This window comes from Xanthomonas bonasiae (assembly GCF_014836395.1).
GTDB classification, from domain to species: Bacteria; Pseudomonadota; Gammaproteobacteria; order Xanthomonadales; family Xanthomonadaceae; genus Xanthomonas_A; species Xanthomonas_A bonasiae.
This window is the reverse complement of record NZ_JACSQX010000006.1, coordinates 90,812-105,418: the sequence shown is the minus strand read 5'-3', so window position 1 is coordinate 105,418 and position 14,607 is coordinate 90,812. Positions and strand designations below refer to the sequence as shown.

Below are 14,607 nucleotides of genomic sequence, written 5' to 3'. Positions count from 1 at the left end.
CTACTCCACCGTCACCGACTTGGCCAGGTTGCGCGGCTTGTCCACGTCGGTGCCGCGCGCCAGCGCGGTGTGGTAGGCGAGCAGCTGCACCGGGATGGTGTGCACCACCGGGCTGAGCAGGCCGGCATTGCGCGGGGTGCGGATCACGTGCACGCCTTCGGATTCGCTGAAGTGGCTGTCCTGGTCGGCGAACACGAACAGTTCGCCGCCGCGCGCGCGCACTTCCTGCATGTTGGATTTCACCTTCTCCAGCAGCGCATCGTTGGGCGCGATCACCACCACCGGCATGTTCGCATCCACCAGCGCCAGCGGGCCGTGCTTGAGCTCGCCGGCCGGGTAGCCTTCGGCGTGGATGTAGGTGATTTCCTTGAGCTTGAGCGCACCTTCCAGCGCGATCGGATAGTGCAGGCCGCGGCCCAGGAACAGCGCGTTGTGCTTGTCGGCGAAACGCTCGGCCCACACCGCGATCTGCGGCTCCAGGTTCAACGCGTGTTGCACGCTGCCCGGCAGGTAGCGCAGCTGTTCCAGGTACTCGGCTTCCTGCGCTTCGCTCAGGCGCCCGCGCAGCTTGGCCAGCACGCAGGTCAGCTGGAACAGCGCCGCCAACTGGGTGGTGAAGGCCTTGGTGGAGGCCACGCCGATCTCGGCGCCGGCACGCGTGTACAGCACCAGCGCGCTGGCGCGCGGGATCGCGCTTTCCGGCACGTTGCAGATCGACAGGGTCTTGGCGTGGCCCAGCGACTTGGCGTACTTCAGCGCCTCCATCGTGTCCAGAGTCTCGCCGGACTGGGAAATGGTGACGATCAGCTGGCGCGGGTTGGCGTAGGCGGCGCGGTAGCGGTATTCGCTGGCGATCTCCACGCTGCACGGCAGGCCGGCGATCGCCTCGATCCAGTAGCGTGCGGTCAGCCCGGCGTAGTAGCTGGTGCCGCAAGCGAGGATCTGCACGCCGTCGATGTCGGCCAACGCATGTGCGTTGCGGCCGAACAGCGTGGTGTCGAAACCGCCGGCGTCGAACAGCGCTTCCAGCGTGTCGGCCAGCGCGCGCGGCTGCTCGTGGATCTCCTTCTGCATGAAGTGGCGGTACGGGCCCAGTTCCAGCGAGGCCAGCGAGACCTCGGACATGTGCACCTCGCGCTGCGCCGGCCGGTCCTCGGCGTCGTAGACCTGCACGCCGGTCCGGCTCAACTCGGCGGTGTCGCCCTCTTCCAGGAAGATCACCCGGCGCGTGGCCTGGATCACCGCCGACACGTCGGAGGCGATGAAGTTCTCGCCCTCGCCCAGGCCGACCAGCAGCGGGCAGCCCATGCGCGCGCACACCAGCACGTCCGGGCGCGACTTGCTGACCGCGGCCAGCGCATAGGCGCCGGTCAGTTCCTTCACCGCAGCCTGCAGCGCCGCCAGCAGCGAAAGCCCCTGCGCGGCGTGGTGGTGGATCAGGTGCGCGATGACCTCGGTGTCGGTCTGCGACTCGAACACGTAGCCCAGCGCGCGCAGCCGCTCGCGCTGCTGCTCGTGGTTCTCGATGATGCCGTTGTGCACCAGCGCCAGGTCGCCGTGGCTGACGTGCGGATGCGCGTTGGCCTCGGTGACGCCGCCATGGGTGGCCCAGCGGGTGTGGCCGATGCCGAGCGTGGCGTGCAGGTCCTCGGCCAGCGCGGCGCTTTCCATCTCCGCCACGCGCCCGGTGCGGCGCACCCGGCGCACGCCGTCGCCGGCGACCACGGCGATGCCGGAGGAGTCGTAGCCGCGGTACTCCAGCCGCTTCAGGCCTTCGATCAGCACCGGCACCACGTCCCGTTCCGCAATCGCACCCACGATCCCGCACATAGCCGCACCCTGCATCGAAAGATCGCCATTCTAGCTTGTCCGCTGAATGTCCTATAGAGCCTGTCAGTGCGACTCGGACGGGCCATGAGCGGCCTCGGCACAGTCGCCGGGATTGCCACGAGCGCCGCCAGGCGCGAGCCAGTCGATCCGGACACGGTGTCCGCGAACGTGTCCGCGGACACACGGACAGCCATCCGCCCGAACCAAACTCTAGTCATTTCAGGCACTTGCGATTGGCACGCGACGTGCTTTGGATTCGTTCATTCTCACTGCGCCGACCCGACCGATGATCCGCGACACTTCCGCCCAGGACCAGGTTCTCGCCCGCCCCCGCTCCGCCGCCGCCTGGCGCCGCTGGTTCTGGCCCGCACTGATCGCGTTGGCGGTGCTGCTCGGCATCGCCTTCGCCGCGCGCGGCTGGATCGCCGGCAGCCGTTCGTTCGACGCGCAGCGCGTGCGCATCGCCACGGTCAGCCGCGGCGACCTGGTCCGCGACATCTCCGCCGACGGGCGCCTGATCGCCGCCAACAGCCCCACCCTGTACGCGATCTCCGGCGGCACCGTGACCTTGAAGGTGGTCGCCGGCGACGTGGTCAAGCAAGGCCAGGAGCTGGCCGAGATCGACAGCCCCGAACTGCGCAGCAAGCTCGCCCAGGAAGAGGCCACGCTGGCCGGCCTGGAAGCCGAAGCCGGCCGCGCCGACCTGGATGCGGTGCTGGCGCGCGCCAACGCCAGCAAGCTGGTGGACCAGGCGCAGATCGAACGGCAGGCGGCCAGCCGCGACCTGGAGCGCTACCAGCGCGGCTACGACGGCGGCGCGGTGCCGGCGGTCGAACTGGCAAAGGCGCAGGACTCGCTGAAGAAGGCCGACATCGCGATGAGCCACGCGCAGAAGGACTCCGGCCTGCAGACCCAGGGCGCCGGCCTGGACGCGCGCAACAAGCGCCTGCTCGCCGAGCGCCAGCGCGCGGTGGTCACCGAGGTGAAGCGCCAGGTCGATCTGCTCACCCTGCGCTCGCCGTTCGACGGCCAGGTCGGCCAGGTGCAGGTGTCGCAGCACACCAACGTCGCCGCCAATGCGCCGGTGCTGAGCGTGGTCGACCTGTCCAAGTTCGAACTGGAGATCAAGGTGCCGGAGAGCTTCGCCCGCGACCTGGCGATCGGCATGCCGGCGCAGCTGACCAGCGGTGCCGGCGAACCGTTCGCCGGCGCGATCTCGGCGGTGTCGCCGGAAGTGGTCAACGGCGAGGTCAACGCGCGCATCCGCTTCACCGACAAGCAGCCGCCGGGCCTGCGCCAGAGCCAGCGCATGAGCGCGCGGGTGCTGCTGGATACCCGCAAGAACGTGCTCAAGCTCGAGCGCGGCCCGTTCGTCGAACAATCCGGCGGCCGCTACGCCTACGTGATGGACGGCAACTCGGCGATCCGCCGCCCGGTGGAGCTCGGCGTCACCAGCCTGGGCGAAGTCGAGGTGCGCTCGGGCCTGCAACCGGGCGACCGCGTCGTGGTCTCCGGCAGCGACCTGTTCGGCGAGGCGCCGCAGGTGACGGTGCATTAGAAGCTGGGATTGGGGATTCGGGAGTGGGGATTCGTAGGCCCCTGCCGTTTTCCTTTTCCGCCCGCTGATTCCGAATCTCGATCTCTCCCATTCCCCGCTCAACCACCAAGGAACCACGTCATGCTCGAAATGCGCTCCGTCTCCAAGGTCTTCCGTACCGAACAGGTCGAGACGCACGCGTTGCGTTCGCTGGATCTGCATGTGCGCGAAGGCGAATTCGTCGCCGTCACCGGGCCGTCCGGCTCCGGCAAGACCACCTTCCTCAACATCGCCGGCCTGCTGGAGACCTTCACCAGCGGCCAGTACCTGCTCGACGGCCAGGACGTCAGCAACCTCAACGACGACGCGCGCTCGCGCATGCGCAACCAGAAGATCGGTTTCATCTTCCAGGGCTTCAACCTGATTCCCGACCTCAACCTGTTCGACAACGTCGACGTGCCGCTGCGCTACCGCGGCATGGCCGCGGCCGAGCGCAAGCAGCGCATCGAAGAGGCGCTGGGCCGGGTCGGGCTGGGTTCGCGGATGAAACACTATCCGTCCGAGCTGTCCGGCGGCCAGCAACAGCGCGCGGCGATCGCGCGCGCGCTGGCCGGCAGCCCGCGCCTGCTGCTGGCCGACGAACCGACCGGCAACCTGGACTCGCAGATGGCGCGCGGGGTGATGGAACTGCTGGAAGAGATCAACGCGCAGGGCTCGACCATCGTCATGGTCACCCACGATCCGGAACTGGCCGCGCGCGCGCAGCGCAACGTGCACATCGTCGATGGCCAGGCCACCGACCTGCAGCGCGAGCCGGTGCTGGGGCATGTCGGCCACGGCGCCGCGGCCAACGGCTGACGGTCCGGCGACGGCAAACGGAGACGGCATGTTCGGCTACTACCTTCAACTTGCGCTACGCAGCCTGCGCCGCAGTCCGGTGTTGAGCGCGTTGATGGTGCTGTCCATCGCCGTCGGCATCGGCGCGGCGATGACCACGCTGACGGTGATGCGGCTGCTGTCCGGCGATCCGTTGCCCGGGCGCAGCCAGCGGATCTTCTACCCGCAGCTCGATCCGCGCCCTGCCGGCAGCACCGGCCAGCAGCCGTTCGACAAGCTCGACTATCCCAGCGCGATGGACCTGTGGAAGACCGGGCGCGCCGATCGCCAGGCCATCGTGGCCGAAAGCCAGATCAAGCTGCGCGCGCCCGAACGCGACGGTCCGGCGTTCATGGCACAGATGCTGTCCACCCAGGCCGATTTCTTTCCGATGTTCCAGGTGCCGTTCGCCTACGGCAGCGGCTGGCGTGCGCGCGACGACCAGGACCACGCCCGGGTGGCGGTGATCTCGGCCGATCTCAACAATAAATTGTTCGAGGGTCGCAATAGCGTCGGACGCAGCCTGCTGGTGCGCGGCAATGCGGTCCGCATCGTCGGCGTACTGGCCCCCTGGCGGCCGTCGCCGCAGTTCTACACGCTGGCCGGCGGCAGCTTTTCCCATGGCGATACCGGCAGCTTCTATGGCAAGCCGCAGGACGTGTTCGCGCCGCTGTCCACCAGCCTGGAGATCAACGACGGCCACATCGAGCCGTGGACCTGCTTCGGCACGCCAGCCCAGCCGCTGGACCTGCGCATCGCACCGTGCGTGTGGGTGCAGTTGTGGGTGCAGTTGGATACGCCGGCCAAGGTGGCCGACTACCGCCGCCTGCTGGCCGATTACGCCGCCCAGCAGCAGGCGGCCGGCCGCATCGGCCGCAAGGACACGGCGCGCCTGCTGTCCTTGCCGCAGTGGCTGGACCACAACCGGGTCGTGCCTGGCGACGTGCGGCTGCAGAGCTGGCTGGCGCTGGCGTTCCTGGGCCTGTGCCTGTTCAACAGCGTCGGCCTGCTGCTGGCTAAGTTCCTGCGCCGCGGCGGCGAGATCGGCGTGCGCCGCGCTCTGGGCGCGTCCAGGCGCGCGATCTTCGCCCAGTGCCTGACCGAAGCCAGCGTCATCGGGCTGATCGGCGGCATCGGCGGCTGGCTGCTGACCCTGCTCGGCCTGTGGAGCGTGCGCCAGCAGCCCGCCGCCTACGCCGATCTGGCGCGCCTGGACCTGCCGGCATTCGCCGGCACCTTCGTGCTGGCCGTCGGCTGCAGCGTGGCGGCCGGCCTGTTCCCGGCCTTGCGCGCCAGCCGGATCGCGCCGGCGCTGCAGCTCAAGAGCCTGTGACCGGGACCCCTCCATGATGCAGATCGCCCCCATCCTGCGCGCCCTGTCGCGCCACCGCATCGCCGCGACGCTGATCGCGCTGGAGGTCGCGCTGGCCTGCGCGGTGCTGTGCAACGCGTTCTTCCTGATCGGCAACCGGCTGGATCTGATGCACCTGAACAGCGGCGTCGACGAAGCCGCGCTGGGGCTGGTGTCCTTGTCCGGCTGCGACGGCTGCAACAATGCCGATCTCAATGCGCGCGTGCTCGATGCCGTGCGCCGCATTCCCGGGGTGCGCGCGGCAGGCACCATCAACACCGTTCCGTTCGCTCCGGCCGCAGGCAACAGCGGCATTTGCCTGGACCGGGCCTGCACCGAGGTCGGCGGCGTGCCGCATTTCTATACGGCCAGCCCCGGCGCCGTTGCCGCCCTGGGCCTCAAGCCGGACAGCGGCCGCGCGTTCACCGACGCCGACTACCAGCCGTTCGAGCACTTCGCCCCGGACACGGCCGACGTGTGGATCACCCGCACCCTGGCCGACCACCTGTGGCGTGGCCAGGATCCGCTGGGCCGGGAATTCTGGGCCGGCGGCCACTACCGCGTGGTCGGCACCCTGCCGCACCTGGCCCGGCCCGATCCCGGCCGCAGCGAGGATGGCGCGATCGGCAGCGACTGGTCGGTGCTCATCCCGGTGCGCGAGGCGTCGCAATCCGGCGTCTACGTGCTGCGCGCCGATCCGCGCGAACTGCCGCGCGTGGTCGAACAGGCACGCACCGCGGTAGCGCGCGCGGTGCCCGACGCGGTCCTGGATGGCGAGTACAGCAGGCCGTTGAACGACCTGCGCCAACGCTACTTCCAGAGCGACCGGGCCATGGCCAAGCTGCTGGTGGCGGTCATCGCCGCGATGCTGCTGGTGACCGCGCTGGGCATCGTCGGCCTGGCCAGTTTCTGGGTGCAGCAGCGCACCCGGCAGATCGGCATCCGCCGCGCGCAGGGCGCCACCCGCCACGACATCCTGCAGCACTTCCATACCGAGAACCTGCTCATCGTCGGCGCCGGCGTGGCGCTGGGCATGCTGCTGGCCTACGCCGGCAACGTCCTGCTGATGCGCTTCTTCGAACTGGAACGGCTGCCGGCCATCTACCTGCCGGCCGGTGCGGCGCTGCTGTGCGCGCTCGGCCAGCTCGCCGTCCTCGGCCCGGCGTTGCGCGCCGCCGCCGTCCCACCCGCCACCGCCACCCGTAGCGCCTGACCCGGAGCCCGCATGTTCGCTTATTACCTCCGCCTGGCGCTGCGCAGCTTTAGCCGCAACCGCATCCTCACCGCGCTGATGGTACTGGCCGTGGCGCTGGGCATCGGCGCGTCGATGACCATGCTGACGGTGCTGCGTACGCTCTCCGGTGATCCGCTGCCGGGGCGCAGCGCCACGCTGTTCCATCCGCAGTTGGACCCGCGTCCGCGCAATCTGCCCAGCGCCGATCGCGAGCCGCCGGACGAGCTGACCTGGCAGGACGCGACCGTGCTGTATAGGGCACAGGCGGCACCGGCGCAGACCATGACCACCGCGAACTGGTTGCCGGTGCGCCAGACCGTGCCCACCACCCGCGCCGCGACGGCCGACCTGTTCGCGATGTTCGGCATGCGCTTCCTCTACGGCAGCGGCTGGAGCCAGCGCGACGACACGCAGCGCGCGCCGGTGGTGGTGCTGAGCCGCAAGCTCAACGACGCGCTGTTCGGTGGCGCGGACAGCGTCGGCAAGACCCTGACCATCGCCACCCGCCCGTTCCGGGTGATCGGGGTGATCGACGCCTGGGATGCGCAGCCGCGCTTCTACGACCTCAACTCCGGCGCGTACACGTCGCCGGAAGCGCTGTACATGCCGTTCGAGACATGGCTGGACCTGCCGCAGGACTACGGCTACGGGCCGATGCAGTGCTGGGGCAAGGACGGCGAGGCCGGCCTTCACGACCCCAAGGCCGCGCAATGCACCTGGGTGCAGTACTGGGTGCGGTCTGGATACGCCGGAACAGGTGCGGCGTTACCGCGCAGCGCTGGACGCCTACAGCGCGCAGCAGCGACAGCTCGGCCGCTTCGAACGTGACCCCAACACCCGCCTACGCAGCCTGGTCAACTGGCTGGACTACAAACGGGTGGTGCCGGCCACGGTGCGCATGCAAACCTGGATCGCCTTCGGCGTGCTGCTGGTGTGCCTGCTCAATGCGGTCGGCCTGCTGGTCGCCAAGTTCATGCGCAAGGCCGGCGAGATCGGCGTGCGCCGCGCGCTCTGCACCAGCCGTCGCGCAGTGTTCGCGCAATGCCTGGCCAAATCGGCGCTGATCGGCTGCCTGGGCGGTGTGCTCGGCATTCCGCTGACCTGGATCGGCCTGTGGCTGGTGCGCCAGCAAGCCGGTGGCCTATGCGCAGCAGGCGCATGCCGATCCCGCGATCCTGGGCATCGCCCTGGCAGTGGCCACGCTCTCAGCGCTGGCCGCCGGCCTGTGGCCAGCCTGGCGCGCCTCATGCATCGCCCCCGCTCTGCAGGTGAAAGCGCTATGACCTCGCTGCCTCCCGTGCGCCCCATCCTGTCCGCGCTGGGCAGCCATCGCGCCGCGGTGGTACTGATGGCGCTGCAGATCGCCCTGACCCTGGCGGTGCTGTGCAACCTGATGTTCATCATCGCCCGTACCTACCAGCGCGTGCAGACCCCGACCGGGGTGATGGAAAAGGACATCGGCCTGATCCAGAGCATCAGCGTGATCGGCGAGCAGGACAGCGTCAGCAGCGTCGGCCGCAGCGTGGACATCCTGCAGGCGGTGCCCGGCGTGGAAGCGGCCGCGTTCGGCGCGCCGCCGCTGTGGGACCCGGCGCAAGCGCAACTGTTCCTGGAGCCGCAGGCCACGCAACTGGCCGCCCGTGCCAGCCTGTTCCTCGGCAGCCAGGGCCTGAACCGCACCCTGGGCATCCGCATCGTCGCCGGCCGCGACTTGCGCGATGCGGAACTGCCTGGCGCCTCCACGTTGTTCGGTGCGCCCGCCGAGATCGAGCGGCGCCTGCCGGCGCTGATCACCCCGTCGCTGGCCGCCAAGCTGTTCCCCGGCGTCTCGCCGCTAGGGCGCACGCTCTACACCAGCACCTTCAACCAGCCGGTGCGCCTGGACATCGTCGGGCTGATGGCTCCGCTGCGCGGCGAGCTCACCGGCCACGACGACGATGCCGATGCGTTGCTGACTGAGATCCGCATCGACACTGAAGGCGGGGCGGCGGCTACGTGATCCGCAGCAAGCCTGGGCAGCTGGCGCAGGCGCTGCCGCGCGCGTCCGCGGCGATGCAGCGCGCCAACCCCACCTACGTGCAGCAGCAGGTCGCCACCATGCAGGAGCTGCGGACCGATTACTTCAAGAGCGACAACGCGGTGGCGCGGATGCTACTGGCGATCATCCTGATCCTCCTCACCGTCACCGCGCTGGGCATCGGCGGGCTGGCCAGCTTCTGGGTGCAGCAGCGCACCCGGCAGATCGGCATCCGCCACGCGCTCGGTGCCACCCGCGGCGACATCCTTCGCTACTTCACAGCTGGAAAATCTGCTGATGGTCGGCGGCGGCTCTCTGCTCGGCGCCGTGCTCGCCTACGTCATGAACCAGTGGCTGATGCAACGCTTCGAACTGGAGCGGCTGTCCTCGCTCACCGTGCTCACCGGCCTGCTCACGGTATGGCTGCTCGGCCAGTTCGCCGTGCTCGGCCCCGCCCTGCGTACCGCCGCCGTTCCACCCGCCACCGCCACCCGTAGCGCCTGACCCCGGAATGACCCAACTCCAGGGGGAAGCGTTACGCTCAGATTACGGCATCGTAGCGTGCGGCGGCTTTGGTAGGCTTGGGCCGGTTCAGCAGAGGGGGCGCTGATGACGGCGCCGGAGCGCGAAGCGCAGAAACTGCTTTCAGGCCAACAAGATCCAGCGGCTCGCTGCGTCTTGGGTGAAAACAAGCAGCCACATCGACCGCGCTGATCTTCCCAACCGCCACCTAAGCCAGTCAGACATCCAAGCCAACAAAGTTAAAATTTCGTTCGCGAGAGGCCCGCACCTGGATTTGTGCATTCAATCACAAAAATAAGCCAGCCAATAGCTTAAAAAAAGAAGCCGCAGCTGCGGCTAGTCACTACATCAACGGAGGATCACAGTGGAAAATAAAGAACTCAGCGAAAGTGATGATTTTCTTGGCATTCAGGATTTAATAGCAGAGAACATCGAACAGGTTTCAGCCGGCAACGCTGCTTTTTGGCAACATGTCAGCAATGGAAACTGCCCTCCCGATACATGCGTCTAGCTTCTTCAACTCACCCCTTTCCTGCATAGGAAAGGGGTTTTTTAGTGGAGCAATGGAAAGTGCCCCCCATCTTCAGACCCAAAAGCACTCTCGGCATCGTATTCAAAATCAGCGAGCGCTGCAATCTAAAATGTGAATACTGCTACTTTTTCTTTGGTGGTGACGACACCTGGCAGAAGCGCCAACCGCTCGTCTCTGATGACGTGATCCATGCTCTAGCCCGCTTCTCCACTCTCTGCGCAAAGTCATACAACCTTAACCATATCAACATATCCTTTCATGGTGGCGAGCCGTTGTTGATGCCCAAAAGCCGCTTCGATTCTATGTGCAATATTTTGCGCAGCTATGAAGATGGCTTTCAGTTCCAATTTCATCTACAGACAAACGGCGCGCTCGTGGATGATGAGTGGGTAAAACTTCTGGCGCATCATCGTATTGGGGTGGGGATTTCACTTGACGGTACAAAGGCACAGAATGATATTTTCCGACTTGATAAGCGAGGCCGCAGTTCCTATGACAAAACTCTCACTGGCCTACGCCTAATACAACAGGGTGCATCGGACGGGATAGGCATCCAGCCCGGCCTGCTTTGCGTGATAAATCCGACTCAAAACGGCGAAGAGACCTTCTCTCACCTCGCGGATCTTAATGCCTCTCGGATGAACTTTTTAGTTCCAGACTACAGCCACGATAGCGGAAAGCCGAAAGAATATGTTGATGGAGTCGGAGCATATCTTCGCTCAGTCACCAGAGCATGGGCAAGATCGCGACGGCCAGCCGTCAAAATTAGATTTTTACAGCAGTTGATTACGCTGATGGCATCCCGCGAAGATTCGATGCGATCGATGATTCCTCATGATTTCCGGCATCTAATCGTTGTTTCATCAGATGGGAAGATCGGACCGGAAGACACCCTGCATAGTTTGGCGGATCGATTCAGAAACATGCAACTTACGGTGTTCAATGCCGAGCCTGAAGATGTTTTCACTTCGCCTGTGTGGGTAGAGCTTGAAGAAGCGCTCTACGGTCCTACTGCGTGCAAGGCATGCGAATGGCGTCGCGTCTGTCGCGGAGGAAATCCAGCAAATAGGTTCTCAAGCAGCAACGGATTCAACAATCCATCAATATATTGCACGCAATTAAAGCTCCTATACCAAGACGTAAGAGGCATGTTGGAGAAAAACTCTGTCCCCCCCGAAATCATCGACCAAAACCTAGAGTGCACAGCATGACATCAGCTCAGCGTTTCGCACGCGCATTCGCGGGAGCTGGTTTTGATTTGCTTCCGTACATTCTTAGTGAAATTGGACGCGCAAGAGCCATTTATCTTGCGAGGCGGCTTATACTTGATACATCCACGATCGAGTCATTAAATAAGCTTTTAATAAACAATGGCAGTCCTGCGGCATACTCGCCAGAATTGGGAATATCGCAACTATTCTTAAAAAGAAATGATACAATTTGCGCGAAGGGGCAACTGGCATGCTACATGGCAGAACAAGGATGGAAAGAGCCCATAGAGGTCACTATCGAGGCGCCGGGATACCTTTACTTGGGAGGCACCTACATACCGGTCCATGGCGCTATCCGAATTGATGGCACAGCCCATGGCTGGGAGCTTCGCTGTGGACAGAGTCGTTATGTAAGACGCAAGAAGTTTAGCCCTGAGAGGACTGCTGTCTGGCGAACATACGCGCCAGCAAAAGGAATGAATTTCGGACTTACGGAAACGGGAGCCGAAGTGGACGACGGAGTATTTCCTTCTATCTGGGAATACCCGCAATCAAGATCTAGGGATGAGGCTGACACAAGCCTACAGTCTGATATTCAACATTTCTATCTCGCATGTAACGCATTGATAGAAACATGCGCGCAGCATGCCACATGGGTGAACTCACTAGTACGTCAAGTGCTATTCGCGCGACTCAAAGATAATTCGGCGGACACATCCGGAAGTTCAAGCAGCTATCCTGGGTGTATCTATCTCAACCCGCATCCCACCCCATTGCTCACCGCGGAAGCTTTGGTGCACGAGGCGTGCCACATGGCCCTCAATGCGGCGTCGGACTTGGCTCCCATCATCAAACCGGGTTCCAACGAAGTACACTACTCACCCATTAAAGGCGTACCACGGCCCATAGAGATGGTCTATTATGCAGCGCATGCCACAGCAAATACAGCGATTTTCTTGAGCAAAGCCCAGAAAAAACGCAGCCTTTCTGAAATTGAGGAAAAGCAGCTTTCAACGTGGATGCATTGGCACGGAATATACTCTGAAAATTTGCGTTCATCTAAGAGTTTGACGCCTTTTGGACGTTCGATCTGGGACGCCACTACACAGCTCTATCAAGAGCATTTTGATAAATGCCAGACCAATGAAGTGGCCTTATCCCTGGCGACATAAAAAAGTGGGCAATCACTCTGCATCAGCCGCCTGTATACCTTGCCCCATCAGTTAGCGGACACATATGCAACAACCTTTCAGGAGAGCCGTGCGCCTCGCAGCAATCGCTAGAACGCTAGGCAAGCCAGCATCACACCCTTCCCTACTCATTAAAATATTGCAAAAATTTGCTGACGGGAGACGCAAAAATAGAAATAATCGAATTATCCACGTTTATCAATCTTCACCTGCAGATTGTGGTGCAGCATGCTTGACTATGATCGCAGTGTCTTATGGGATAGAACTCACGTTAAGTGATGCTATCAAGCTTTTGGGCGGGACATCTAGCGGTACGTCACTGAGCCAGTTTGTGAGGGCGGCCGATCATATTGGCATGACAGCACGTCCGGTACGCTTAGGCTTGAATCGTTTGGCGGACCTTCGGCTTCCAGCGATGCTGCACTGGGACATGAATCACTTTGTAGTGATGACGAAAATGAAGCCAGGCTCGATCTGTATAGCGGACCCAGCTTACGGCAATTTAGAAGTTACGATGCAAGACGTCGACGAGAAGTTCACTGGTGTTGCCGTCGAGTTCTCGCTCCAGCCCTCCGCCCCCCATTATTTTTTTAAGGCAAAGAATACCCCACCAAGTTTGATTATTTTTGACCGTAGCATGGTTAGAGGCTGCATTGTAGCAGGCGTCCTCTTCCTAGTGTTTCAAGCGTCCGCCCTTGGACAGCCATTTATTTTGCAGAAAGTCGCTGAACGCTTCTCAAGCGGTGCGATGAGCGACGCCCTAATATTATGTGGAGGTTTGGCCACCCTTGTAACCATTCAATTCTTCACAAACTTATTACGCACTCATGCACTGGATTCACTTGGGCGACAGGTATCCGAGAAGTTTTCTATGCGCGTTATGGGCATGATTCTCTCGTTGCCATCCGAATTCGTAAGACAGCGAGCAGAAAGTGCGGTAACAATGCAAATTCAATCGCTCGAAACGATTCGGAGGAATATTGTCGAAGATTTTACGCCCGGAGTAGTTGATGCGTTAATTCTCACCGCCGCGCTTATATGCCTCATGCTCTTCAATTTCATGGCGGGAGCGATTGTTTTTGCCGCAGTTTTAATAGATGTTGTTATTAGAGCTATAGGCGTCAGGAGTGAGGCTCACGCTGCAGCACAAATGCTAAATGCCCAAGCGGCTGAAGCGACATACCTGTATGATGCCGTGCGTGGCTTCCAAACCATTAAACTATGGAATGGAGAATCATTACGATTTTCGCAATGGAAGAGCAGGCTAATCGAATTAGCCGACATTCAAACAGCCTTATCCAAAGGAAGGGCACTGCGGACAGCTCTATCCGGAGTACTGTTGCCGCTGGAGTTCATTGCATTAATTATTGCCTCGCCGGCAGGCTCACATGGTACTGGCGCAATGGCATCACTTTTCGGCATATTTGCCTTCCGCTCAGTGATAAGAGAAAAAACAGCAAGCATAATAAATCTAGCCCCCTCCTACCTTTCTTTTAAAGAAAAAATAAACCGAATCGATTATCTTAGATACGCCCCCCCTGAACGCACCCATCAACACAAGATTGTGCATGCCGGCTTAGAGGCGATTGAGTTAAAGGAAGTATCATTCCGCCACGAGGGCTCAGCCAAGCCAATACTAATTCGTGCCTCACTCAGAATAGAACCTGGTGAGTTCATCGTCATTACGGGTAAGTCGGGCTGCGGGAAATCGACATTGGCGAAGTTGCTACTTGGAATACTAAATGTGGATAGCGGAAAAATCTTCTACGGTTCAAGTGAAATGTCGGAAAGTGACCTTTCAAGCTGGAGAGCCAATTTTTCCGCGTTACTCCAGGAAGACATATTATTCAGTGGTTCGATATCCGAAAATATTGCCCTTTTCGAACCGCTAATTAACATGGAAGCGGTACGTTCCGCAGCGATAACTGCGGAGATAGATGAAGATATTTCTTCAATGCCAATGGGATATTCAACCCCCATAGCAGAGGGAGGATGTTTGTTATCTGCCGGGCAGCGGCAACGGGTACTCATAGCACGTGCGGTCTATCGAAGGAGCCCGGTTATGATTCTCGATGAAGGAACCGCGCATGTAGATTCCGAATGCGAGCGCCGGATCGCAGAGGCATTGTGTGCAGTCAAGGCAACCCGGATAGTAATAGCACACCGTTCAGCACTAACCGAATTTGCTGATCGAGCATATGAACTGGACAATGGTGAATTGAAAGAAATTCATGCTCGTACAGCAGTGAAACCTTGGAATAGCTAAGATCTGTGACCTGCCCCCACTGACCCGTACCAGCTGCAGCT

The 14,607-nt window shown here is 62.1% G+C and carries 11 protein-coding genes and 2 pseudogenes; 12 read left to right on the top strand and 1 reads right to left on the bottom strand.

Annotated elements, in window-relative coordinates:
- On the bottom strand, window positions 1-1,830 hold the full coding sequence (glmS, locus tag H9658_RS11120) for a glutamine--fructose-6-phosphate transaminase (isomerizing) (protein WP_179568721.1): 1,830 nt from the start codon (window positions 1,828-1,830) through the stop codon (window positions 1-3).
- A 286-nt stretch (window positions 1,831-2,116) separates the two neighbouring features.
- Between glmS and H9658_RS11115 the strand changes: the two genes are divergently transcribed.
- From H9658_RS11115 to H9658_RS11070, 12 genes and pseudogenes are all read left to right on the top strand, one after another.
- Window positions 2,117-3,388 carry an efflux RND transporter periplasmic adaptor subunit gene (locus tag H9658_RS11115; protein ID WP_191825393.1) on the top strand — a complete coding sequence of 424 codons (1,272 nt, stop codon included), beginning with the start codon at window positions 2,117-2,119 and terminating at the stop codon, window positions 3,386-3,388.
- Window positions 3,389-3,508: 120 nt separating this feature from the next.
- Window positions 3,509-4,225: an ABC transporter ATP-binding protein gene (locus H9658_RS11110; protein WP_191825392.1), complete on the top strand. Its 717-nt coding sequence runs from the start codon at window positions 3,509-3,511 to the stop codon at window positions 4,223-4,225.
- Window positions 4,226-4,253: 28 nt separating this feature from the next.
- Window positions 4,254-5,576, top strand: coding sequence for an ABC transporter permease (locus H9658_RS11105; RefSeq protein WP_191825391.1), 1,323 nt, complete (start codon window positions 4,254-4,256; stop codon window positions 5,574-5,576).
- A 16-nt stretch (window positions 5,577-5,592) separates the two neighbouring features.
- On the top strand, window positions 5,593-6,807 hold the full coding sequence (locus H9658_RS11100) for an ABC transporter permease (RefSeq protein WP_191825390.1): 1,215 nt from the start codon (window positions 5,593-5,595) through the stop codon (window positions 6,805-6,807).
- 12 nt (window positions 6,808-6,819) lie between these two features.
- Window positions 6,820-8,111: pseudogene (locus tag H9658_RS11095) on the top strand (ABC transporter permease).
- On the top strand, window positions 8,108-8,827 hold the full coding sequence (locus H9658_RS22945; protein ID WP_225209898.1) for an ABC transporter permease: 720 nt from the start codon (window positions 8,108-8,110) through the stop codon (window positions 8,825-8,827). The pseudogene H9658_RS11095 and the gene H9658_RS22945 overlap by 4 nt, the downstream one beginning before the upstream one ends.
- Before the next feature lie 53 nt (window positions 8,828-8,880).
- A pseudogene (locus H9658_RS23190) lies at window positions 8,881-9,063 on the top strand (ABC transporter permease); the annotation flags it as partial.
- 79 nt (window positions 9,064-9,142) lie between these two features.
- Window positions 9,143-9,349, top strand: a complete 207-nt coding sequence (locus H9658_RS22940; protein WP_225209897.1) for a hypothetical protein — start codon at window positions 9,143-9,145, stop codon at window positions 9,347-9,349.
- 382 nt (window positions 9,350-9,731) lie between these two features.
- The gene (locus tag H9658_RS11085) at window positions 9,732-9,878 is read left to right on the top strand and encodes a hypothetical protein (RefSeq protein WP_191825389.1); all 147 of its coding nucleotides are present in this window, start codon (window positions 9,732-9,734) and stop codon (window positions 9,876-9,878) included.
- A gap of 59 nt (window positions 9,879-9,937) precedes the next feature.
- Window positions 9,938-11,110 (top strand): radical SAM protein, encoded by a 1,173-nt coding sequence (locus H9658_RS11080; protein ID WP_191825388.1) that lies wholly within the window; start codon window positions 9,938-9,940, stop codon window positions 11,108-11,110.
- Window positions 11,107-12,282, top strand: a complete 1,176-nt coding sequence (locus H9658_RS11075) for an aKG-HExxH-type peptide beta-hydroxylase (RefSeq protein ID WP_191825387.1) — start codon at window positions 11,107-11,109, stop codon at window positions 12,280-12,282. The genes H9658_RS11080 and H9658_RS11075 overlap by 4 nt, the downstream gene beginning before the upstream one ends.
- A gap of 88 nt (window positions 12,283-12,370) precedes the next feature.
- Window positions 12,371-14,566, top strand: coding sequence for a peptidase domain-containing ABC transporter (locus tag H9658_RS11070; protein ID WP_191825386.1), 2,196 nt, complete (start codon window positions 12,371-12,373; stop codon window positions 14,564-14,566).
- The last annotated feature ends 41 nt before the right edge of the window (window positions 14,567-14,607 follow it).

Coding starts and splice junctions, on each gene's coding strand:
- glmS (WP_179568721.1), bottom strand. CDS start 1,830: ATGTGCGGGATCGTGGGTGCGATTGCGGAACGGGACGTGGTGCCGGTG.
- H9658_RS11115 (WP_191825393.1), top strand. CDS start 2,117: ATGATCCGCGACACTTCCGCCCAGGACCAGGTTCTCGCCCGCCCCCGC.
- H9658_RS11110 (WP_191825392.1), top strand. CDS start 3,509: ATGCTCGAAATGCGCTCCGTCTCCAAGGTCTTCCGTACCGAACAGGTC.
- H9658_RS11105 (WP_191825391.1), top strand. CDS start 4,254: ATGTTCGGCTACTACCTTCAACTTGCGCTACGCAGCCTGCGCCGCAGT.
- H9658_RS11100 (WP_191825390.1), top strand. CDS start 5,593: ATGCAGATCGCCCCCATCCTGCGCGCCCTGTCGCGCCACCGCATCGCC.
- H9658_RS22945 (WP_225209898.1), top strand. CDS start 8,108: ATGACCTCGCTGCCTCCCGTGCGCCCCATCCTGTCCGCGCTGGGCAGC.
- H9658_RS22940 (WP_225209897.1), top strand. CDS start 9,143: ATGGTCGGCGGCGGCTCTCTGCTCGGCGCCGTGCTCGCCTACGTCATG.
- H9658_RS11075 (WP_191825387.1), top strand. CDS start 11,107: ATGACATCAGCTCAGCGTTTCGCACGCGCATTCGCGGGAGCTGGTTTT.